This is a genomic window from Vibrio sp. V38_P2S17PM301 (genome assembly GCF_009904845.1).
Classification (GTDB): Bacteria; Pseudomonadota; Gammaproteobacteria; order Enterobacterales; family Vibrionaceae; genus Vibrio; species Vibrio proteolyticus.
In genome coordinates this window covers 16,398-38,605 of the sequence record NZ_WXWO01000057.1, presented here as the reverse complement: position 1 = coordinate 38,605, position 22,208 = coordinate 16,398, and the positions used below count along the sequence as shown (strand labels likewise).

Sequence of the window (22,208 nt, the reverse complement as noted above, 5' to 3'; positions counted from 1 at the left end):
GGAGGAGCAATGAAACTGGATGCGATGAAAGATCAGGCGCAGATGAACGCCGTGCTCTATCACGATAACAACGCACTAACCAATATCAAACACAGTCGCGACCACAAAGCGGCACTGGAAACGGTTGCGGGTCAGTTTGAAGCCATGTTTTTACAGATGGTGCTGCGCCAGATGCGCAGTTCCAGCGATGTGCTGGCGGACAAAGACAGCCCGTTCTCCAGCCAACAGCACGGGGTGTTCCGCGACATGTACGATGGCCAGCTGGCCATCGAAATGGCGAAAAAACAACAGTCTGGCATTGCTGACATGTTGGTGAAGCAACTGAGTCCATCGATGGCAGAAGCGCAGTTCGACACTCGTGTTGCAGCACCGGCGAACGATGAACCACCACGTAATGAAGTGGAAGCAAGCTCACGTTTGGATGAGCATGAACAGAGTGAGCTGACTCAACTGATTAACTCCAGCGCTGAAGCGGTCGCCTCTGTTAAGCAACTGCTGCAACAAGTGAGCGTGACCAGCGCGTTTACCCAGCCGCTGATCCGAAAAATGGAGTTGTAAATGAACATCGTCAATATCGCCTTATCAGGCCTTAACGCCAACCGTGTCGCGCTGGATGTGACGGCACAGAACGTAGCCAACATCAATACTCCGGGATACAGCCGTCAGCAAGCACTGATGGCCTCGGTCACCGGCGCACGTTTCGATAAGCTGGATGCCGGTATGGGGGTCGAGGTCACCAGCATCCGTCGGGTCACCGATGAGTTTCTGATCAAGCAGACCTGGGCAACCGGCAGCGCGTCGTCTTACGCGTCCCGTTACACTTCCAACTTCAGCCAGTTGGAGAACACTCTGGGGGCGGACGGTTTTAGCCTGTCTGCGGGTCTGGATACTCTGTACGCGGCGTTACATGACGCCACGGTGAAACCTGAGTCGATTCCCTTTCGTCAGCAGATCATCAATGAAGCAGAAGCGCTGGCGCGCCGTTTCAATACGCTGACCGAATCGATGCACAATCAGCATCGGGATCTGAGTGAACAGCGCGTGGCTGCGCTGTCGCACGCCAACAGCCTGATGGCCAACATTGCTGATGCGAACAAGCAAATCGTTGAACTCAAAGGCACAGGCGGTAACCCTGCTCAGTTGCTGGACACCAGAGATTTGTTGATTGGTCAGTTGTCGCAAGTGCTGGAAGTCAAAACCACCGCTCAGGCGGACGGTAGCCTGCAAGTTTCGCTGTCCTCTGGTCAGCCGCTGGTCATGGGCGGGGAATACGGGCAACTGACCGCGCAGCCTGACCCCAGCGACGCTTACATGGCGGATCTGCAGGTGGCCTTTGGCAATCAGACTTTCGCCATCAATGGCTCGGTCGGTGGTGAGCTGGGCGCAATGAACGATTACCAAAAAGAAGTGCTCAAGCCTTACCAGGTCTCCATTGATGAAATGGCCGCTGCGTTGGCGGATGAATTCAACGCGGTGCTGGCCACAGGTACGGATCTCAACGGCAACGTCGGTGCGCCGCTATTCAGCTATGACCCGGCTCATCCGGCGACCAGCCTCAATATTACCGAACTGGAGCCCGAGCAACTGGCTTTGTCAGGTGATGGCGCTCCGGGGAACAGTGACGTGTTGACGGCGCTGATTGCGCTTAGCAATAAGCCAGTCGCGATCAGTGGCTTTGGCTCGCTGACATTGAACGATGCATTCACCTCCATGGTTGGTGAAACGGCGATCAAAGCGCGTCAGGCCAGTTCTGATTACCAGGCCAAAAATGCCATGAATCAACAGGCGATAGCAGCACGCAACAACGTCAGTGCAGTGAACAGCGACGAAGAGGCAGCCAATCTGATGACCTTTGCCAATGCTCACAACGCCAACATGAAAGTGATCAGCACCGCGAACCAACTGTTCGACTCTGTGCTGCAACTGTTCTGATAAGCAGGAAAAACCTATGAGAATCAGTGATACTCAATTCAGTCAAATGATGCTGCAGAGTCTGCAGATAAACAATGCCGGTCTGGGGCAGGTACTCCAGCAAATGTCGACCGGTGATCGCCTGACCAAGTTGTCGGATGATCCGATGTCATCGATCAAACTGCTTAACCTTGACCGGGAAAACAGTGCGATTGGTCAATATAAAGATAACATCGCCAACGTAAAAACAACGCTGTCGAGCCAGGAAGTATATCTGGATTCCGTCAGCGAAAGCTTGAAAAGTATGCGTGAACTGGTGTTGTGGGGAGCGAACGGCACGCTCACCGAAGAAGACCGTTCGGGTATGATTATTGAGCTGCAAAGTCTGCGTGACTCGGTGATGTCCTCTTTCAATGCTCAGGACGAAGAAGGCCACTTTTTGTTTTCGGGCACAAAATCCGATATACCCGCAGTATCTAACGGTGGCGGCAGCTATGTGATCGATGGGAATGCCGACAAGCGTGTGGTGACAGTCGCCAAAGGCGTCACGATGGAATCCAATATGACGGCCAAGGAAATCCTTGAACTGGGCGGTGGCGCCAACGTACTCAACCAGATTGATGTACTGGTAGCCGAATTTCAGGCACCGAGTCCAAATTTCCAGACCGAAGTTGCAAACACTCTGGATGCGATTGATGGTACGTTGGCGAATACGTTGACTGCGATGACAGAAATCGGCGGCCGCCACAACAACCTCGATCTGATGGATGGGGCGCATGCTGAAAATAAGCTGTTTGTCGATAAAGTCACCAGCGATTTATCGGCGTTGGATTACGCCGAAGCGTCGGTTCGTCTGAGCAATTACATGGCCGCTTTGCAGGCGACGCAGGCGAGCTACGTAAAAATCAACGATCTCAATCTATTTGACCGCATTTAAGGGCAAGGAACACAGATATGGCAATGAGTACCGTCGAGGTCCGTCCGCATAGTATCAGACTCACCGGACAGGAGCAGGCTTCAATTGCGCCGTCGCGCTCTGCGGACGACAGTACAGCGATTACCCAGCGCTATATAAAACCACAAACGGTGACCACGGCACCGTCGTATTCGATGTCGGGCGTGCTGGTGACTAAAGGCCAGCAGAACGCAACAGCGGTGCAGATTGCCAGCCGCTCACTGCAGTACGTTGGTAAAGAGCTGACGACCATCAAACGCAGTCTGACGCAAGCGATGAACCAGGGCGCTCACAACACGCCGAACCTGAAAGAGAATCTCAGTCGTGCCAAGCACAATATTGAGCAGGTGTTGGACCAGTCTCGTTTTGATGGCAAACGCGTGGTGGACAATGAGCTGAAGCTTAAGCTGGATCAGGCGGATCTACGCCGCTTCTCTATTCCTGGCCTGAATGTGCATCGCCTGAGTGATCGCAGCGAGCAGATTCGTCTCGATTTTCCGCAGGGCAAGTCGGTGATGATTCAGTTTGATGGCCAGGCGGACAGTCAGCGGACCATCAAAATGCTTGACCGCAGCCTGCTCCCAATGGGCATGCGCGCGTCACTGGCGCAAGATGGCACCATCGTATTTGAAGCGTCGGAAAAATCGTATCAGCAGATGCAGAAAAAAGTGCTGGTCACGGGGCAAGGGCACCGTTTTCCTGCCGGGCAGGCCAACGCGCTGAATCTGAAATCCGAGCCGGATGGCATCGCTGAATTGAGCTTTGATCTGAGTACTCGCGAAGGCGTTAAGCAGGGCATCGCCAAAGTTAATCAGCATTTGCGCCAGGTGCAGACCGGGCTGGAACAGGCCAGAGATTTCCACTCAGAACTCACGGCTAGTATGCAGACGCTGCGTCAGCAGACGCCTGTGATTTCCAACCGCGAAGTCAATCAGAAACTGGACGAACTGCACGCTTCAGCGGGTCAGTTCACTGCCACCTTCAAGGCATTGAATGCGCAGGCCAATGTCAAGCGTCACACCGTTGTTGCGTTGTTGAAATAGTACAATGTAGGCCAGTGTTCGTCGGACTGAATGACGGCTTAGCGCACCAACAAAAAGCACCCATTGTGACTGACAATGGGTGCTTTTTTATTGCTCCTCAAAACTCTTGTAACGCTCCACTAAGTAATCAATTAGAGCTCTGACCGCGGGCAACTGTCCTCTGCGGGAAGGGTAAACGGCATGGATGATTTCTGCAGGCGCCGTCCAGTCGGGAAGTAACGAAATCAAAGTATTGTCGCGCAGTTGTTCGGTCACCATCAGCGTTGGTAGCTGTACCACACCAACGCTCGCTAGCGCCGCATTTCTCAATGCCACCATATCCGTGGTGATCAAGCGGGGCTTATAGGCGATTTCCATGTTGCGGCCTTCGGGAGATTGCCAGTGCCATACGAACTGATGTTGAGCTTGGCCAACGCCCAAGCTGGGCCAGTTGGCCAAGTCACTCAATTGGTCTGGCGCGCCGTATTGACGGACTAAGGCAGGGCTGGCAACGAGGCGCAAGCTGCGCCTGGCCAATACCCTCATCACCAGTTCACTGTTCTCAATGGGCTCTGGCCGGACTCGAATGGCGACATCAATGCCTTCTGAGATCACATCCACACGGCGATTGGCTGCTTCCAGTACAACATTAACCTCTGGGTATTTCATCATGAAGTCGGCCAGCATGCAGCCAACATGGGCATGTAATAACGCAATAGGGCAAGTTAGCCGGATTGTCCCTCTTGGCTCAGATTTGAGTGAGTCGATGGCATTTTGAGCCGATTCGGCTTCGATCAACATCGCTTTACAGTGCTGGAAATATGTTTGTCCCACTTCCGTGAGGTGAAAGCTGCGGGTAGAGCGATAAATCAATTTGGTCTCTAAGCGTTCCTCCAGTCCGGCGACTCGTCGGCTTAGTTTGGATTTTGGGATTCCCAATGCCCGGCTTGCCGGGGCAAAGCCACCGTATTCACAAGCCTGAACAAAGTAATACAGATCGTTGAGATCTTGCATTTTATTGTCCTATATATGGAACACTGATTCGCATTTTAGCAGTCTACCGGATTATTGTGCCAAATGTATTATCTGTATAGGCGTTGTACATGGAATAGGCCATCAACGCTGTTGTGAATATCGTCAACCAAACAGCATCGCAGCGGATAGGAAATGGCTTTCTTACTGAGAGGCAGAAATCCTGTCTATTGTATATAAGGCAAACTATCACGCAGCGATGCCATCGGCGAAGACGGTATGTTTGCTGTGCAATCGATGAGGCAGGAACTGACATTATCCAGGTGATTGCAGACCTTAGATATGGTCGTTTAGGTGCGTGTCAATTCTGGCCCAAAATAGCGAAAACTTTATAGTTAAGGAGTCGAATATGGGCTTTAAATACAACCGTTTGGATAAAAACAATGCAGCGGTATTGTTAGTTGATCATCAGGCCGGTTTGTTATCGCTGGTACGGGATATTGAGCCTGATAAGTTTAAAAATAATGTATTGGCTCTGGCCGATATGGCTAAGTACTTCAATCTGCCCACCATTTTAACGACCAGTTTTGAGACTGGTCCAAACGGACCATTGGTTCCCGAACTGAAAGAGATGTTTCCTGATGCGCCTTATATTGCTCGTCCGGGACAAATCAATGCGTGGGACAACGAGGAGTTTGTTTCTGCTGTCAAAGCAACCGGTAAGAAGCAGCTGATTGTTGCCGGTGTGGTCACCGAGGTATGTGTCGCGTTCCCTGTGCTATCGGCTTTGGAAGAAGGGTATGAAGTCTTTGTGATCGCAGATGCGTCCGGCACATTCAATCCGATGACTCGTGACGCGTCTTGGGAGCGCATGTCTCAGGCGGGGGCTCAGATGATGACTTGGTTTGGCGCCGCTTGTGAGCTTCACAGAGACTGGCGCAACGATATTGAAGGCTTGGGCACGTTGTTCTCAAACCATATCCCGGATTATCGCAATCTTATTACAAGCTACACAACACTGGCTGGTAACTAAACACAGTGCTGGAAAGTCAGCTATTTTTAGGGGGAGTGATCCCCCTTTTTGCGTTAACGGAAAACGATGATGAGTAACCTGAATCAAGAGCTTGAACTGCCTTGCGGCGTGTCTGATGGTTGTGATGCGGTAAAAAAAATATTAACGCCCAAAGACAAAGATCTGGGTGGATTTTGCGTTCGTAGAACGATTCCGACCAAAGGATGCAGAAGCATTGGACCTTGGGTTTTCTTTGATCACATGGGGCCTGCAACCTTTGCGCCCGGACAGGGCGTTGATGTCAGACCTCACCCTCATATCGGTTTAGCCACGGTCACTTATTTGTTTGAAGGGGAGATGCTCCACCGTGACTCGCTGGGCACTGAAGCTCGGGTTCTTCCCGGTGACATTAATCTGATGGTGGCCGGTGATGGCATTGTGCACTCGGAGCGGCAACGACCGGAAATCAAAACCGCCAATAACACCTTGAACGGACTTCAGCTTTGGCTGGCTTTACCCAAAGAACAAGAGCAAACGACGCCGGCGTTTTATCACTATGATCAGGCACAGCTTCCCTTCATCCTGAATGACGGTGTGTCCATCAGGATCCTGATTGGTTCGGCTTATGGACGCACTTCGCCCGTCATGACGTACTCGCCAACACTCTATATCGAAGCGAGCATTGAGGCGGGAAGAACACTGGTGCTACCCGATGTGCCAGAACGAGGGGTGTACGTGGTTAGTGGTCATGTTCGTTTCAAGGATACGGAGCTGGAGGCGCACTCGATGGCCATTTTGGATGGCTCCTCTGGCGTGGAAGTCATGGCAACCCAAGACAGTGTGATTGCACTGGTTGGCGGCGAGGCCATAGGACCCCGTTACATGGAGTGGAATTTTGTTGCTACAGATAAGGCGCTGATTGACAGAGCAAAAGAGAATTGGAAAGCCGGTCATTTTGCCACGGTGCCTGGTGATGAAGATGAGTTTATTCCGTTTCCAGACTAGACGGTTTTGTCGGCCATCAGCCATCAATAATATGTGGCTACAGGTACTTATCTGAATGGTTGTGTTCGACAACCAAAAGCTTTGCCACCCGGTTCAAGCCTGTCACTTGAAGACCGGGTTTTGGCGTGTCCGTCTGGTGAATTAAAGGGAGAGAAAAAAGTGTGTTAAAACCAGAACGAAAAGATGACAGGGCGTATTGAGGCGCATTCTTTGTCTGCTAAACAGACGGTGTGAATGCCTGTCACTAAATCAGAAAGAAAAAGTACAGGAAGAAGGTAAACGCCAACAAGGTGGCTGAAAGGGTTGGGTAGATAATGTAGGAGTCCCGCTTACTGGTGCGTTGAAAGCACAGTGAGGACAACAGCACGTTGTACAGAACCAGTAAGGTGCTGATACCAGTGCCGGCTCTGAGGGTCAGGTTTGCTAACTGGCTGAGAAACAGCGTCAGCAGGCAGTAATCAATCACGATTAGCCAGAGTAAGGCTTTCTGTAACCCATCTTTTTTTGGTGCGTCGCCAGAGTGTTGATACATAACTTGCTCGGATCTTCCATTAGTAACGAACAGGGTTGGGAGATTCACCGCCCTGTAGACAGGGCGGTAAAGGAAAGTCAGAGTCTCTGCTTAGAGATTCTGCAGGGTTTCCTCTGATTGCTCAGAGAGTATAGGATAGTTGATCGTCTCTTGACGAATAACTGGTTGATTAAACTGCGCCTTTTCCCTGGCTTTGAGTAACTCGCTGTCAGATTGCTGGCCAAACAAGGTTTCCAGAACCTCGGCTGCAGGCGTGGTCAGCACAAACAGTTCAATTCGGCGGTTTTCGCTCGCATCCGGCTCAGTTTCGTTGATCAGAGCACGGTCAGACATCCCCGCAACCTGCAAAACACGTTCTTCCGGCATGCCGCCTGAGACCAGCGTCTGCCGGGCAGCATTTGCACGGGAGGCGGAGAGTTCCCAGTTGGAGCGATTGCTGAAATGTTTTTTGAAGCGCGTGGAGTCGGTATGACCACTGATGATCAGTGGGTTACTGACTCGCTTGAACACTGGCGCCAGCGCCAGCAACAGGTCTTCAAAAAACGGGGTCAGCTCAGCGCCGCCACGACGAAACATGTTCTGCTTGTAGTCGTCCTGAAGCACAATGCGCAGGCCTTGCGGTGTCACAGTGACGTTGACGTTACCCTGAGCATTGATCTGACGCACCATCTCTTCCACAACTTTCGCCAGTACCGCCAGGCGTTCCTGTGTATCGAAGTTGCCCGGGATCAGCGAGTCCGACTCCGGTCCGTCACCATCACCACGGAAAAACGAGGTGACGGTGTGGTTTGAATCATGACGGCTGGGTACAGAAGACTCAGCCGCCAGATCAATCGGAGAGATACTTTGCGAGGTATCAAAGGGATTGCCATAGCTCTTGTCGAACACGCTGGAGCTGTGCAGGTGAGCGACGATCGCTTTACGCTCTTCTTTGTCCACCACCTGCATGACCCACAGCACAAGAAACAAGGCCATCAGCGCAATCATAAAATCGGCAAATGCGACTTTCCATGCGCCACCGTGAAGTTCATCGTGCGACTCTGATTTGCTGCGTTTGAACACCACATGTTCTTGTTTTTGCATTATCCCTCCTGTTCAGCCAGCCATTTCTCCATTTGGTTAAAGGTGGGTTTGATGTCTAGCTGAATATGTTTACGGCCCGCGTCAATTGCCAGCAGCGTTGGTTTTTTCGCGACGTAGGCAACCAGGGTTGCACGCACGCATTCAAACGCTGTCATGTTGCGCTTAACGCGCTGGGCCATAGCGTTACTTGCCGGATCCAGACAGCAGTAACACCCAAAAATCCCGATAAAGGTTCCCACGAGGGCGGCGGCAACGTGATAGCCAATCATGGCAATCGACCCATCAATCGCCTGCATGGTGATGATGATGCCACCCACTGCAGCCAGAATACCGAAGCCAGGCAGAGCCTCTGCTGTGCGCTGCATCGAGCGTGATGGCAGCAGCAGATCGGTCTGAATGGCGTCGATTTCCTGTTCCAGCAGTCCCTCTAATTCATGAGGCGACATTTGGCCCATCGCCATTAAACGCAAATTATCGGTAATAAAAGAGATCAGGCGGTGATCCGAGGCGATGTTCGGGTAAGCGAGGAAAATCGAGCTCTGTTCCGGTGTCTCAATGTGGCTGTCGAGTGATTTGAAGCCCTGGTTGCGTGCGGTTTCCAAGAGAATCTTCAGCACGGCCATCAGCTCCATGTAATACTCCTGTTCCTCTTTCGGTTGAGTGATGATCATTTTCACCTGACGGCGCATCTCCTTGAGCACCTGAGGTGGGTTACCGATGATCAACGAACCGAGCGCGGCACCGCCGATGATCAGCAGTTCCGCGGGCTGCCAGATCGCGGCCAGGCTGCCGCCTGCCCAGACGTAGCCGCCAAAGACACATATCAAGACTGTAATTGCACCAAAAAACTTTTGCATCAGTGACTCCTAACTGGACAAGTATTGGTTAAGTTGTTTCAGCGCCTGCTTGTGCAACTGACAGATGCGCGGTGGCGTCAGCTCCAGAACCAGGGCGATTTCATGTAGGTTAAGTTCGTGCTGGTAAAACAGCGTCAGCAGCAGTTGGTCACGCTTTGGTAGCCTGGTCAGCGCCTGATCGAGACTGCGACGGATTTGCTCGTGAGCCATGCCGTCATAGTGGCTGTCAATATGGCTTTCGACGCCATTCTCAATCAATTGATCCAGGCTTTGCATTTCACCAGCCAGCGACGCATTCAGACGCGAGTAGTAGTCTCGGACGTCGGTACCGAGTGCTTTGATGATCTCCGCATCTGTGGGCTGACGTCCGAGCTTACGGGTCAGATCCCGGGTCACGTCGTTGAGTTCGTGGGCCTGCTGACGGGTTTTACGAGAACGCCAGTCCAGGCGACGCAACTCATCCAGAATGGCGCCACGAATACGGCATACCGCAAATGCAGGGAAGTTGGCGTCGTCAATGTTGCCATACCGACGTCCCGCTTCGAGCAGGCCAATCAGTCCGATTTGCTGCATGTCTTCCACGCCGCAATGCGTGTTGGCGTGGGCACGCAGTTGATTCACCACGCGCTTAACCAGGATCTGATGCTTTTGTAACAGGCGATTTTCATCGATAGGCACCGACGGTGAAGCGATCTCCTCCGTGGCGTTGTAGCCTTCCTGTAAGTTCATATCCAACATAGAGGTGCTCCTTTACTGCACCACGTATTTGGTGAGCAGCACGTCATCGATGTCACGAACAATGTCTGTTTTGGCGAAGGCCATCAGCAGAGTCTGTTTCACTTCATTTTGCAAATCGTCGATCGCGCCTTCACGCTGCAGATCGTCGAAGGATTTATCAGCAAACAGCTTGAGCAGCGAGTTGCGGACGACCGGCATGTAGTCATCAATGTCCTTGATGCGTTCCGGACGACGGGTTTCAACCGCCACTTCCAACATCACGAAGTGCGATTGTTTCTTGCCTTTGACACTCAGGACAATTTTATCCAGTGCGTGAAAGCTTGGCGTGTTGACGGGCTTAGGTTCTTCCGTCAGGAACGACAGGGAGGAGCCTTCAAAAAAGTCAGCGGAATCGTCCTGGCTGGCTTTTTTCAGATACCAGACACCACCCACGAGGGTAATGGCCGATACGAGGGCGCTGGTGACGATCATTGCGATGAAAGCGGCAATCAATTGTTGTTTGGTCATGACCTTATCCTCGTTATCAATCAGGCTTGGGTGTTCAGCCAGTGGTCAGAAGTAAATGTGTGAGAGTTGTCTTCACGCAGATCGCGCGCGGCAAATATGGTGGCCTGCTCGTCTGTTGGTGAATAGGGACTGGCTTGATCGTCTTGATCCGAACCGACATTAACGTCGACATGGACAAAGTTCTGATCCTGCAATTCGGCGCGCAGACGCTCGGAAACCTGCATCAGCGCTTCGCGGGTAGCACTGGCATTCGCGTTAATGTGAACACTGAGGCGATCGCCTTCCACCCGCACCAGCAGATCGAGTTTGCCCAGCTCTGGCGGATCCAGGCGGATTTTGGCTTCTTGCAGGTTCTGTTGCGCTTGCAAAGAGACTCTGTCGTGCAACACCTGCATCATCTGCTCGCCCCAGCGTCCGGCCTGAGTATCAATACGCACGCTGGCCCATTCTGCGGTCTGAGGGGCACTGGTTGCTGAGGCTGCGGTTGTGGCCGCGCTTTGCAGGGTGTGAGACTGAGCCGATGCGGCACCGGCCATTAGTGGTTGCGCCAATGGCTGAGACGAACCAGACGACAACACATCATTGCTCAGTGACGTCAGTTTGACTTGACTGGGCAGCTCGCTCACGGAAGCCGCTGCCTGGCTCTGGCGCAGCTCACTTGTTTGCGCTGTGACCGCCGTGTCTGCTCGATGTTGATTCACCGCCGCGTGCTCGCCGTGGAGCTTCATCTGGCCGAGACGTTCGTTGGCTGGTGCACTGGCGTGAAGCGGATTCCGTTCTGGAGTCGCAGCACTGGTCAGCCCGCTGAGCAGCAGCGTCAGAATGTCCTGTTGCGTGTCATCTTGCTGCGATTCGCCTGTTGAGTGCTCACCGTTTTGCGTGAACGACAATGCGGGATCCATCGCTGTCGATGGTTGGCCGAGACGAAATGCGCCGCTTGCTGGTGTCGATTCGCCGAACACTCGCGCTTCGTGCACTTTGCCCGTTTCACCGCCCGCTGATTTCACCGCAGATGAGGCTAGGGTAGAGGTAGTGATCATGCGGTTACTCCATCGTCATCGCCAGTTGATATGCCATGGCACGCTCTTGCTGAGCGTTAACCTTGTTCATCTCCTGACGCAGTTCGCCAGTGGCCTTTTCCAAGGCGTCGAATGCCTCCTGATGAATGGCCTTAGCACGGGCAATTTCCGGTGCCAGTTGAGGATCGCTCAAATACGCTTTATGACTGGTCAGCAATTCGCGCAACTGTAGGTCGTAGCGCTTCAGGGCATGCCAGTCCTCGGTTTTGGTCGCAATTTGCATCAGCTTTGACAGATGACGAAATCGCTCGGGAGAGACTTTATGCGTGCTTGCCAAAACTTACCCATCCTTCTCGAATATTCGCCATTACTTTTTCTACATTGGCCAGTTTGTCGACGTCGTTCTGAACGCTGGCCTGGTAGAGCTCAATCTGGCAAAAGTCATACAACTGATGCAGATTCTGTGCGATTTCACCGCCGTTCTCTTCGTCCAGCGCACTGTCGAGACCGATTAGTATGTTCATGCATTTATTGATGCTGGTGCCTTTCTCGGCCAGACGAGCCGCGGCGATATGGCCGCGGGTTCGTTCGATTTCGTCAAGCAGGCCATCAATCAGCATCACCACTAACTGGTGAGGGTTAGCGGCGGCGGCCTGGGCATCCAGATCCACCTGCTGATATGAGTCGTAGCCGGAATCCATTAGCATAAGTACTTCTCCTGAATAGACTTACCCAAACATCGACATGGTTTGGTTCATCTGGGTCATTAGGGTGTTCATTTGAGTGAATTGTTTGAGATAGCGGTCGTACGCCATGTCGTATTTGCGTTCCAGGTTGGCTTGCTTGTCGTCGATGCGGCTGATGTTTTGTTTCAGGGCATCTTTGCGAGAAGAGAACAGGCCAGATGAAAACTTAAGGAACGGCTCCACCATGTCGTCAATGGAATCAAGCAGGTTACCGTCGCCGTTAAACATCGCCTCCAGCGCGGCGCCATTGTTGGATTGCGCTGCCTCAAACTTCTTCGCGTCCAGTTTCATTTTGCCGTTACGATCGATGCTGATGCCGGCTTCGCTCAGACGCATGCCGTTGTATTCACCACGTACCAAACTGGTCAGTTGGCTTTCGATCGAACGCAAAGTCGGGTCGCTCGCTAGAACGCCACGCGCTTTGTCTTCGCCACCGATGGAGGTGTACTCATCGATGGTCGACATCAGCGTGTTATAGGCGTCGACGAATTTGTTGACCTGCTCTTTGGTCGCTTCGTTATCGGCACCAATGGTCATGCCGATTGGGCTCTCGCCAGCCGTTTGCGCTTTGTTGACCGTGACATCCACCCCGTCAATCACACCCTTGAACGTGTTACTGGCGTTAGTCAGTTTCAGACCCGTGTCTTTCGCGCCCAGCCAGATGACAGCATCCTGAGGTGCGCTGATTTCATTGAGGTTGGTGAAGGCATCTTCAAACCAAGTGGCTCCCGTTCCTGAGGCAGACACGTTGATTTGGTTCTCGACACCGGTTTCTGTGCTGGACAACATGAAGTGGGTTTGGCCATTTGAGCGCACCAGCGTGGCGTTTACACCCGGGTTGTTGCTGTCGTTGTTGATGGTCGAAATCAGATCCGCCATGGTGGCTTTACCATCGCCGTCGCTATCGACCGTGGACAGATCCAGCGTCATGCTCTCACCGTTGATGGTGAACTCCAGCGTTCCTGTGGTCGGGATTTCGGTTGTGGCATCCAAGTCAGCCGGCATACTGGTTGAGACCTGGTGCGCGGTCGCGATCTGCTCTACGAAGATCTGGTAGTTGCCGACCAGAGCTTTCGCGTCAACGTTCGCCGACAAATACCCATCCTGAGACAAGGTGGCGGTATTTTTGATGATGCTGCTGGTACTGCTGTTCATTGCATCGACAGCAGAGCGGAAGTCGCGCAGTGCGCTTTCCACTTTACCCAGCGCGGTCAACTGCGACTGGTATTTGTCCGCCTGCATCTGGTAACGCTTCTGGAATGGTTGAACGTCATACGTGGCCAGTTGGGTGGCCATGTTAATTGGATCGAATGAACTCATCGGGTTGCTCCCTGTAACTCAGACTGATGACCCATCATCAGGCCGATTCATCAATCGTTAGTAATTGAATTGCTAAATTGCAAGATGTGTGCCAGTAATTAAAGTCTTTAAATTCAATGTATTAAGTTGTTTTTGTGTCAAAAGCGGAAGTGCTGCTTCCTAATGGGCAATTCCGCTTTTTCCTGAAAGGGCTGAACAACTTTCCTCTATAAGTAGGGCGACCGGAATGGACATAGAATTAAGCTGGGCCGCCGGGGCTGAGAGGGAAGCACAGGTATAAAAAAAGCCTCCCGAAGGAGGCTTTGCGTAACTGGAGTAGATAAGAATCAGGAGGCGTCTTAGCGAAGCAGAGACATTGCCATGCCTGGCAGCTGGTTAGTCTGAGACAGAACTGTAGTACCGGCTTGCATCAGCATCTGGTTCTTAGTCATGTTGGAAGATTCAACAGCGAAGTCTGCATCAGTGATACGGCCTTTCGCAGCAGATGTGTTCTCAACCATGTTGCCTAGGTTAACGATAGTGTGCTCTAGACGGTTGATGTTCGCACCAAAGCTTGAACGTACTGTACCGATTTGAGCCAGAACGCCTGCGTCACCATTTGCACCAGTCAACGTGTCCAGTGCAGTTTGTGCGCCCGCTTCAGTTGAAATGTCACCTAGAGCAAAAGCACCTGCAGCACCTACAGCTGTGTCCAGATTACCGATTTCAGTCGATACGTCGATAGCCAGTTGTTCACCTGAGTTAGTACCGATTTGGATGTTCACTGCGCCAGCCGCAAAACCTGTGGTCTGGAACATTTTCTGACCGCCGAAGTTGGTTGAACTCATGATGTTCGCCAGTTCTTCGTTCAGCTGTTGGTATTCGCTGTTCAGTGCAGTTTTATCTGCAGCAGAGGCTGAACCGTTTGATGCTTGAGTTGCCAGATCGTTCATACGGTAAACGATGTTAGTCATCTCATCCATCGCGCCTTCAGCGGTTTGCATCATAGAGATGCCGTCTTGTGCGTTACGCATTGCTACGCTCATGCCGCGAGTTTGAGACTCAAGACGGGTAGAGATTTGTAGACCCGCTGCGTCATCCGCTGCTGAGTTAATACGGTAACCAGTACTCAAACGCTCCATTGCAGTGTTCAGTAGGTTGTTTGTATTGCTTAGCGTGTTTTGAGTTACTAGTGAAGCGTAGTTAGTGTGCATAGATAAAGCCATCTTAGTCTCCTTGGTTTGCTAACTGTCTTTCAGGCTCTGGGAATTTCCCTGGTCACTAACTAGAGGCGGTTACTTGTTTGGCAGGATTTAATCGGGGTTGAAAAAAAATAGCGAATTAATGAAATTAGGTGGTTTTTGGTGATCTCAATTCCATTAATTCGCGTTTTTATTGGGGGTTAGCGACATTCCTCGTTGTCGGCTTCATCGAAAGAGCGGAAAGACACAGAGGTCGGAATATCACTGAAGTAACCAAAATAGTGGCTTGCACCCAGCAGCTTGCACTGGTTCAGCTCTATCTGACTGGCAACGCGTCCGGCGGTCCAGCTCAAACGGTGTTTACGCAGAAAACGTATAATGGGCAGAAAGCTACTGCGATCTTCTTTACTTTCCAGCGTAAAGGAGAGTTTGATCATGTCCGGTTTAAAGTCGGCGTAGGGCTCGAAGTGTTCGCCGGGCGCGCACAATTCGAACCACAACGCATAGGCGTTAGTACGAATTTGCTCTACCAGCTCGGTGCTGTCTGCCCGGGTAAAGTTTTCCGGTGTCATCTGCAGGGATGGAATCACATGGGCAAACGCATCCTGATGATGACGGAAAATCTGATGGAGAAATTCCAGCCCCGGCTCCCACAGCAAAGCACTCATCCGGATCGGCACAACCACGTTACTGATCAGATCCGGATGAAACGTTTCCATTTGAAAGCGTGTCTGGCGCAGCGCCAGATAGAGACTGTACAGATCCAGGCAGTACTGCATGGTCTGTGACAGGTCAAACTGATACACACTCTGCTCACTGCGGTTGCCAAAGCGCAGAGTGAGGTGTTGATACTCCACTTCACCGCTGTACGCATCACGAATCGCCTGACAGGCGTGTCGGACATCATTTTGCAGAAAAGCTTCAAAGATAATTTTGTCGTCATCCGTGACGACATATTGTTCAATCAGTTCGCGCAAGTAATGATACATTGCCTGATTTGATATAAGACTAGCCAAGGTTTCCTACCACGTTGATTTGTTTGTTTTCTGGGATTTCATTGTAAGACAAGACCGCCAGACCCTGTGTGAAACTGCGGGCATAACGGGCAATTAAAGGTCTGAGTTGCGGCATAACCAACAAAATCGGCGCCAGACCCTGTTGTTTGAGTTGTTGGCGGATCAACGGCAGGTTCTGTTGGAACTGACTCAGAATATTCGGTTCAATAGGGAAGCTGTCCAGCATCACTGCGCCGCTGGCCTGAGCCTGCTGCAGTGAGGTCATCAGCATTTGCTCAAGCTCATCCGACAATGCATAGACACTGATTTCGTTTTTCTGGCCGGCAATCAGGTTGACCAAAGTGCGGCGCAGCGCGCAGCGGACATCGGCGGCGAGCAGAATGGGGTCTTTGGTGTTTTCCGATGACTCCAACATGGTGTTAGCAATGGTACGGATGTCTTTCAGTGGTACCTGATCCAGCAGCAGCTGACGGTAAACTTTGAGCTGCTGCGCCGGATTCAGCGCGGCGCCCAAGGCTTCGGCCAGTTTCGGAGCCTGTTGAGTAAGGCGCTGATTCATGGCTTCTACGTCATCGTGATTAAACAATTCTGCTAGGTGCGACTTCATGACTTTGCTGATATGCGTTGCGATCACTGTGGCGTCGTCCACCACTTGATAACCCATATTGAGCGCTTTCGCTTTGTCGTTGTGCTCAATCCAGACTGCCGGCAACTGATAAGCGGGATCGCTGCCGAGAATGCCGTCGACTTCGCCGTAGGTGTCACCGACCGCAATTGCCATCAGACGTTCAGGTTCAATAAAGCCCTGCTCAATCACTTCACCGTTAAGCGACAGTGTGTACTGGTTCGGTTTGAGGCTCAGATTATCGCGAATACGCACTTCCGGTAGCAGGAAGCCGACCTGTTCCGATAAGTTACGTCGGACACCGCGGATACGTTGGGTCAGCGGGGCACCTTGCTCTTTGTTCACCAGGTGAACCAATCGGTAGCCCAAAGCCAGCGATAGCGTATGCACGTGGGGAATGTCTTCCCAGGTCAGCGGGGCATCGTCGTCCTGCATCGCCTGTGACAGGGCTTCCACTTCTTCGATTTGCGGATCGTGAACCGGCTTTTTGCTCTGACGCCAGCCCGCAAAGGCGAGCGCCGCTGCAAAGGTGAAGAATGCCAAGTGAGGCATACCCGGAACCAGGCCGATTACCAGCATAATGGTTGCAACGGTGAACAGTGTGGTCGGGGTGGCCAGCAGTTGCTTGTGCATGGTCTCCGACATGCCATTATCGCTGTCGTTAATGCGGGTAACGATGATAGCAGCAGCTGTCGCCAGCAGCAGGGACGGAATCTGAGCAACCAGACCGTCACCGATGGTCAGCAAAGCATAAGTTTTAAACGCTTCAGACGCGGGCAGGCCGTGCTCAAACACACCAATGCTGATACCGCCGATGATGTTGATGAACAGGATCATCAAGCCGGCAACGGCATCGCCGCGCACAAATTTGGACGCACCATCCATTGAACCGTGGAAGTCTGCTTCATTGGCCACTTCACGGCGGCGTTGGCGGGCCGTCTCCTGATCGATAAGACCAGCGTTGAGGTCGGCATCGATGGCCATCTGCTTACCCGGTAAGGCATCCAGGGTAAAACGTGCCGATACTTCGGAAATCCGTTCGCCACCTTTGGTGATCACCACAAAGTTAATGATCATCAGGATGACGAAAATGACCATACCAACCACATAGTTACCGCCGATCACCACTTCACCGAACGCCTGAATGACTTTACCGGCGGAATCGCCGCCGTTGTGGCCTTCCAGCAGAACAATACGGGTCGACGCGACGTTGAGCGTCAAGCGCAGCAGGGTTGCAACCAACAGAATGGTCGGGAATATCGAGAAATCTAGCGGGCGTTTAGCTGTGGTACTGACCAGCAGAACCAGAATGGCCAGGACGATGTTAAAAGTAAACAGCGCATCCAGCAGCAAGGGTGGCAATGGCAGGATGACCATGGCCAGAACCATCAACAACACAATCGGTATCCCGATGTAGCCTTTGGTCGACGACTGAATTTGTTTCAAGCGATTAAGCATGCTTTCTTATCCTTGGGTTAATGCTGGTTAATCAGTGCTGCAGGTGCTTAGGAATCGAAAAGTGTGGCAAGGGCAGTGGTTGCTCACCTTCGCCTTTGCGAAACGATTTAAGCTGCAGGACGTAAGTCAGAATGTGGGCCACGGCGATGTACAACTGGCTCGGAACGGCTTGTTCAATCGCGGTGGTGTGATAAATGGAACGCGTCAGTGGCGGCGAGTTGATGATTTCCACCTGATTTTCACGCGCGATACGCTGAATGTGCATCGCGGTTTCATCCACGCCTTTGGCGACCACAAACGGCGCATCCGACAGGGATGGGTCGTACTTAAGTGCCACTGCGTAATGCGTCGGGTTGGTGATCACTACGTCAGCGGTGGGCACCATTTTGTCGATACGCCGGCGGGCAAACTGCTGTTGGATCTGGCGAATGCGTTGTTTTACTTCCGGACGGCCTTCGTTGTTTTTGTATTCCTCTTTGAGCTCTTGTTTGGTCATCTTGAGCTCTTTGAGGTGCTCCCAGCGCTGATAAGGAATATCTATTACCCCGAAAATCAGCAGAGCCACGCCCATCAACAGCAGACCTTCGAACAGAATGGTCATGATCAGGCTGACTCCCTGACTGAGTGGCAGGCGTTGCATGCCGAGCAGTGGCTGGAGGTGATTGTCCAGGTAGCCGTACAGCACCGCAAAAATCACACTCACTTTGAGGGTAGATTTCAGAAGCTCAACCAGAGAGCGGGTTGAGAACATCCGCTTGAGGCGATTGAGCGGGTTGAGCTTACTCAGCTTAGGTTGCACGTTGGCCGGACGGAACATCCAGCCGCCGAGAATCAGCGAACTGGCGACCGCCACCACGATGATGACCACAAACATCGGCAATAGCATTTCGAGAACGATGCCGAGGCTGTGGCCGAGCTGTTCAACCATTTTTTCCGGTGTCGCCAGATCTTGTTTAGTCAGCGCCATATTGAAACGGAATACCCCGGAGATACTCTGCCAAATGGTGGCTAACTGGCTGTAGAAGTAGATCGCCACCGCGAGGAAAATGACCGCAGCGGTAAACTCTTTGGCTCGGGGAATCTGGCCCTGTTCGCGGGCTTTTTTGACCTTCTGGGGGGAAGCCTTTTCGGTTTTGTCCTGAGACGATTGTTCGCTCATGCGCCCCCCAGCATAAAGGTATTCAGATAGTTGAGTGTATCGTGCACCAGTGCCGTGTACCGGCTCGGCACTCCGGACACAGAGATCAGCACACTAAAGAGGCCGAGCAGCATGGTCATCGGAAAGCCGAGTGCGTAGACGTTGAGTGCCGGTGCTGCGCGGTTCATGACGCCAAAACTGATGTTAGCCAGCAGCATGGAAACAATCGCCGGCAGGGCCAGTGCCAGTGAGGAAGCAAACATCCAGCCGAAGATCGACACAACGCCTTGCAGTGAAAGCATGGTGATCCCGGAGCCGACCGGCCAGATGGTGAAGCTTTGAATCAGAATATCAATGACCAGCAGGTGCCCCTCCAGTGCCAGAAACAGCAGCGTGCTGAAAATCAGGAAAATCCGGCCAAGAATCGCCACCGACATGCCATTGACTGGGTCGTTCATCATCGCCATACCGAGGCCCATCTGTAACGAAACAATCTGCCCCAGCGTGGTGAAAATGCTGAACAGCATATGCAGGATAAGCCCGAACATTAGGCCCCAAACCGCTTGTTCAAAGGCCAGGTATAGGGAAGTCATTGAAAACAGGTCGACGGCGGGCATGGCGGGCATCAGCGGCGCGGTGATCACCACCAGAGATAAGGCGAGCAGGCTACGAACCCAAAGTGGGATCAGCGCGTCACCAAAAAATGGCATCGAAAGAAACACCGCACCAACGCGAAAAAACGGCCACCAAAGTTGGCCCAACCAAGCAGAGAGCTCGGCAAAGGTCAGTGCCATCAGCCGATCATCCCCGGAATGTTATGGAACAGGTAGTCGAACAGGTCCATGATTTTTTGCAGCATCCAATGGCCGGCGAAAATCACCATGAGCAAGGTAACCATCAGACGCGGCAAGAAGCTGAGTGTCTGTTCGTTGATTTGTGTGGCAGCCTGGAAGATAGCAATGCCCAGACCGACAATCAGTCCGGGCACCACCAGGACGCCAACCATGGTAATGATCAGCCACACGGCATTGGAAAACAGAGTTACGGTTAACTCAGGGGTCATGAGGTCCTCCGTTTAGCCGAAACTGGCGCTTAAAGTGCCGACAGTCATGGCCCAACCGTCCACCAGGACGAAGATCACCAACTTAAACGGCAGCGAAATGATCAGCGGGGAAAGCATCATCATCCCCATTGCCATCAGCACACTGGCGACCACCAGATCAATGATCAGAAAAGGAATGAAGAGCATAAAACCAATCTGGAATGCGGTTTTCAACTCGCTGATGACAAATGCAGGCAGTACCACCGCAAACGAGATGTCCTCAACATTCTGATCAAGCGGTTCGTTGGCAATTCGCAACATCTGCTCCAGTGAACTCTGTTGCGTTTGTGCCAGCATGAAATGGCGAATGGGTTTTTCCGCCACCGAAAACGCCTGGATCAGCGTGATTTCTCCGTTGTCGTAAGGCTGGAACGCATTTTGATAAATGTCGCTCCAAACCGGGCGCATGATCAGCAGCGTCAGCGTCAGTGCAATGCCAACCAGAACCCGGTTGGGCGGGCTCTGTTGTAAGCCAAGTGCCTGGCGCAATATCGCCAGTACGACGATAATCCGGGTAAAACTGGTCGCCATGAGAATGAATGCGGGCAGGAAACTCAGCGCGGTCATCAGCAGCAAAATCTGCAACTTGACGCTGTATTCCTGTTCGCTCTGGCCGTCGGTGACGGAGAGTATGGTCAGTCCGTTATCGGCTGCCAGCGTCGGCATGGCAACCAGCGTCAACGCCAACAGCAGGGCAGGCATCCATGCCCATGGGGAACGCAGTTTTTCCATCTGAATTGAACCTTACTGACCAACCGACGTCAGTGCTGAATCCAGCACATCGATCAGGCGCAGACCGTATTTTTCATTGACCACAACGACTTCAGCATGCCCCATCAGTGAACCATTGACTTTGACGTCCAGCGGCTCACCGTTGAGTTTGTCGAGTTCAATGACACTGCCTTCGCCCGCTTTCATCAAATCGCCCAGTGCAATCTCTTTGCTGGCTACTTCGAGAGTGACCGTCACTGGAATATTTTTGAAAAAGCTCAGGTCGCGTTCCGGGCGCTCAGCCGCTTCAGTCGCGACGTCGCCGGAGAAGTCTTCCAGTTGAAAATCATCAAAGTTCAGCTCTTCACCATCAAAGGTGTTGTTTTCAGGTGATTCACTCATCGTAGCGATTCCTTATCGTCGTTCAAAATTAATACAAGTTGTCCTTCCTGTTCGGCCACGCGGCCGGTAAACAGGCGTTCATTGCCAACGCTGACTGGCACCGTGCTCAGCAGCTCAATTGGCATAATGTCGTTGGGAGCCAGATTCAACACATCACTGAGTGGCAGGGTTTTCTTGCTCAGCAGAACATTCAGTTTTACCGGTGCCGACTCCAGTGCGTGACAGAACGGATCGTGCAGGTCGTCCTGTTGATGCAGATCGAGCTGGTCAATCAGGGTCTGAATTAACTGGCTGTCAAAAACCATCGTCAGCGTGCCGCTGTGTTCACCAAAATGAATATCCAGTGTGGTTTTCAGGCCAATCCCGTAGCTGAGCTCGAAATCGCTGTTACGCCACATATCGCCAGGAGCAATCCAGTCAATGATGTGACGAGTCATGCGTTCTTGCAGGCGCAGGTCACTGCTGGTCAGTGTGCCTTTGCTGCGCTCAAGGTCAGCGTTGTAAAAGCGATCAGCCAGTTTAATCAGCAGCGGAGTGTCGCAATAGACGTACACGAGACCGCCTTGTTGGTGCCGACATACCGACGTCAGTGACTTATCCATCTCTAGCGGAGCGAGAGTGTGTAAGCTCACCTGATTAAAAACGACTTCGACTTGATTCGTATTTAGCCAGTGTTGTAACTCGTTCACTAAACAGTGACTGGAGTCCTGAATAATGTTTTCTAGTTTATCTCTGACAATATGAATCGGTTTTCCGAGCAACTCAACGCTAAGTGGTTTTGGCTCAGAAATAGATTTATGGATCTGTGGTTCCATGTGTATTTTACCGTTTCTTAACAATTACGAACTATTTCGTTTTAATGCGGCTAGTCTACACAGACTTTTTTATTGTTTTTT

Annotated in this window: 25 protein-coding genes; 6 read left to right on the top strand and 19 right to left on the bottom strand. The window is 52.1% G+C overall.

Features of this window, described 5'->3' with window-relative positions:
• Positions 1-9: 9 nt before the first annotated feature.
• Genes CAG64_RS13260 through CAG64_RS13245 form a run of 4 tightly spaced genes read left to right on the top strand, consistent with a single transcriptional unit; the run spans position 10 to position 3,909 of the window.
• Positions 10-558: a rod-binding protein gene (locus CAG64_RS13260; protein ID WP_161453974.1), complete on the top strand. Its 549-nt coding sequence runs from the start codon at positions 10-12 to the stop codon at positions 556-558.
• Positions 559-1,932 (top strand): flagellar hook-associated protein FlgK, encoded by a 1,374-nt coding sequence (gene flgK / locus CAG64_RS13255; RefSeq protein ID WP_021704234.1) that lies wholly within the window; start codon positions 559-561, stop codon positions 1,930-1,932.
• Positions 1,933-1,948: 16 nt separating this feature from the next.
• On the top strand, positions 1,949-2,848 hold the full coding sequence (gene flgL, locus CAG64_RS13250; protein WP_021704233.1) for a flagellar hook-associated protein FlgL: 900 nt from the start codon (positions 1,949-1,951) through the stop codon (positions 2,846-2,848).
• Positions 2,849-2,865: 17 nt separating this feature from the next.
• On the top strand, positions 2,866-3,909 hold the full coding sequence (locus tag CAG64_RS13245; protein ID WP_161457621.1) for a flagellin: 1,044 nt from the start codon (positions 2,866-2,868) through the stop codon (positions 3,907-3,909).
• Between the two features lie 87 nt (positions 3,910-3,996).
• Here the strand turns inward: CAG64_RS13245 and CAG64_RS13240 are convergent, their stop codons facing one another.
• Positions 3,997-4,902 carry a LysR family transcriptional regulator gene (locus CAG64_RS13240; RefSeq protein ID WP_161457622.1) on the bottom strand — a complete coding sequence of 302 codons (906 nt, stop codon included), beginning with the start codon at positions 4,900-4,902 and terminating at the stop codon, positions 3,997-3,999.
• A gap of 367 nt (positions 4,903-5,269) precedes the next feature.
• On the opposite strand from CAG64_RS13240, the gene ycaC reads away from it, so the two are divergent.
• Complete coding sequence (gene ycaC, locus CAG64_RS13235) at positions 5,270-5,893, top strand: isochorismate family cysteine hydrolase YcaC (RefSeq protein WP_021704230.1); 624 nt, start codon at positions 5,270-5,272, stop codon at positions 5,891-5,893.
• A gap of 69 nt (positions 5,894-5,962) precedes the next feature.
• A complete protein-coding gene (locus CAG64_RS13230) occupies positions 5,963-6,877 on the top strand; it encodes a pirin family protein (protein ID WP_040902273.1) in 915 nt (304 codons plus the stop codon).
• A 244-nt stretch (positions 6,878-7,121) separates the two neighbouring features.
• Here the strand turns inward: CAG64_RS13230 and CAG64_RS13225 are convergent, their stop codons facing one another.
• The 18 genes from CAG64_RS13225 to CAG64_RS13140 form a co-directional block, all read right to left on the bottom strand.
• Entirely contained in the window at positions 7,122-7,409 is a 288-nt protein-coding gene (locus CAG64_RS13225; protein ID WP_021704228.1) for a hypothetical protein, read from the bottom strand.
• 90 nt (positions 7,410-7,499) lie between these two features.
• A complete protein-coding gene (locus CAG64_RS13220; RefSeq protein ID WP_021704227.1) occupies positions 7,500-8,492 on the bottom strand; it encodes a flagellar motor protein MotB in 993 nt (330 codons plus the stop codon).
• Complete coding sequence (gene motA / locus CAG64_RS13215) at positions 8,492-9,349, bottom strand: flagellar motor stator protein MotA (RefSeq protein WP_161457623.1); 858 nt, start codon at positions 9,347-9,349, stop codon at positions 8,492-8,494. The genes CAG64_RS13220 and motA overlap by 1 nt, the downstream gene beginning before the upstream one ends.
• Before the next feature lie 9 nt (positions 9,350-9,358).
• Positions 9,359-10,087 (bottom strand): FliA/WhiG family RNA polymerase sigma factor, encoded by a 729-nt coding sequence (locus CAG64_RS13210; protein WP_021704225.1) that lies wholly within the window; start codon positions 10,085-10,087, stop codon positions 9,359-9,361.
• A 12-nt stretch (positions 10,088-10,099) separates the two neighbouring features.
• Positions 10,100-10,594, bottom strand: coding sequence for a flagellar basal body-associated FliL family protein (locus tag CAG64_RS13205; RefSeq protein WP_161453969.1), 495 nt, complete (start codon positions 10,592-10,594; stop codon positions 10,100-10,102).
• A gap of 20 nt (positions 10,595-10,614) precedes the next feature.
• Positions 10,615-11,634, bottom strand: a complete 1,020-nt coding sequence (locus tag CAG64_RS13200; protein WP_161457624.1) for a flagellar hook-length control protein FliK — start codon at positions 11,632-11,634, stop codon at positions 10,615-10,617.
• Between the two features lie 4 nt (positions 11,635-11,638).
• Positions 11,639-11,950 (bottom strand): hypothetical protein, encoded by a 312-nt coding sequence (locus tag CAG64_RS13195; protein WP_021704222.1) that lies wholly within the window; start codon positions 11,948-11,950, stop codon positions 11,639-11,641.
• On the bottom strand, positions 11,934-12,320 hold the full coding sequence (fliS, locus tag CAG64_RS13190; protein WP_021704221.1) for a flagellar export chaperone FliS: 387 nt from the start codon (positions 12,318-12,320) through the stop codon (positions 11,934-11,936). The genes CAG64_RS13195 and fliS overlap by 17 nt, the downstream gene beginning before the upstream one ends.
• A 21-nt stretch (positions 12,321-12,341) precedes the next feature.
• Positions 12,342-13,679: a flagellar filament capping protein FliD gene (gene fliD, locus CAG64_RS13185; RefSeq protein ID WP_021704220.1), complete on the bottom strand. Its 1,338-nt coding sequence runs from the start codon at positions 13,677-13,679 to the stop codon at positions 12,342-12,344.
• Between the two features lie 338 nt (positions 13,680-14,017).
• Complete coding sequence (gene lafA, locus CAG64_RS13180; protein WP_161453966.1) at positions 14,018-14,884, bottom strand: lateral flagellin LafA; 867 nt, start codon at positions 14,882-14,884, stop codon at positions 14,018-14,020.
• Between the two features lie 176 nt (positions 14,885-15,060).
• Entirely contained in the window at positions 15,061-15,876 is an 816-nt protein-coding gene (locus tag CAG64_RS13175) for a diguanylate phosphodiesterase (protein ID WP_161453965.1), read from the bottom strand.
• Positions 15,869-17,959, bottom strand: coding sequence for a flagellar biosynthesis protein FlhA (gene flhA / locus CAG64_RS13170; RefSeq protein WP_021704217.1), 2,091 nt, complete (start codon positions 17,957-17,959; stop codon positions 15,869-15,871). The genes CAG64_RS13175 and flhA overlap by 8 nt, the downstream gene beginning before the upstream one ends.
• Before the next feature lie 31 nt (positions 17,960-17,990).
• Positions 17,991-19,118 (bottom strand): flagellar biosynthesis protein FlhB, encoded by a 1,128-nt coding sequence (gene flhB, locus CAG64_RS13165; RefSeq protein ID WP_161457625.1) that lies wholly within the window; start codon positions 19,116-19,118, stop codon positions 17,991-17,993.
• Complete coding sequence (fliR, locus tag CAG64_RS13160) at positions 19,115-19,891, bottom strand: flagellar biosynthetic protein FliR (RefSeq protein ID WP_021704215.1); 777 nt, start codon at positions 19,889-19,891, stop codon at positions 19,115-19,117. Before fliR ends, flhB begins: the two co-directional genes overlap by 4 nt.
• Complete coding sequence (gene fliQ, locus CAG64_RS13155; RefSeq protein WP_021704214.1) at positions 19,891-20,160, bottom strand: flagellar biosynthesis protein FliQ; 270 nt, start codon at positions 20,158-20,160, stop codon at positions 19,891-19,893. Before fliQ ends, fliR begins: the two co-directional genes overlap by 1 nt.
• A 12-nt stretch (positions 20,161-20,172) precedes the next feature.
• The gene (gene fliP / locus CAG64_RS13150; protein ID WP_021704213.1) at positions 20,173-20,931 is read right to left on the bottom strand and encodes a flagellar type III secretion system pore protein FliP; all 759 of its coding nucleotides are present in this window, start codon (positions 20,929-20,931) and stop codon (positions 20,173-20,175) included.
• Positions 20,932-20,943: 12 nt separating this feature from the next.
• Entirely contained in the window at positions 20,944-21,312 is a 369-nt protein-coding gene (fliN, locus tag CAG64_RS13145; RefSeq protein WP_021704212.1) for a flagellar motor switch protein FliN, read from the bottom strand.
• Positions 21,309-22,127 (bottom strand): FliM/FliN family flagellar motor switch protein, encoded by an 819-nt coding sequence (locus tag CAG64_RS13140; RefSeq protein WP_161457626.1) that lies wholly within the window; start codon positions 22,125-22,127, stop codon positions 21,309-21,311. The genes fliN and CAG64_RS13140 overlap by 4 nt, the downstream gene beginning before the upstream one ends.
• Between the last annotated feature and the right edge of the window lie 81 nt (positions 22,128-22,208).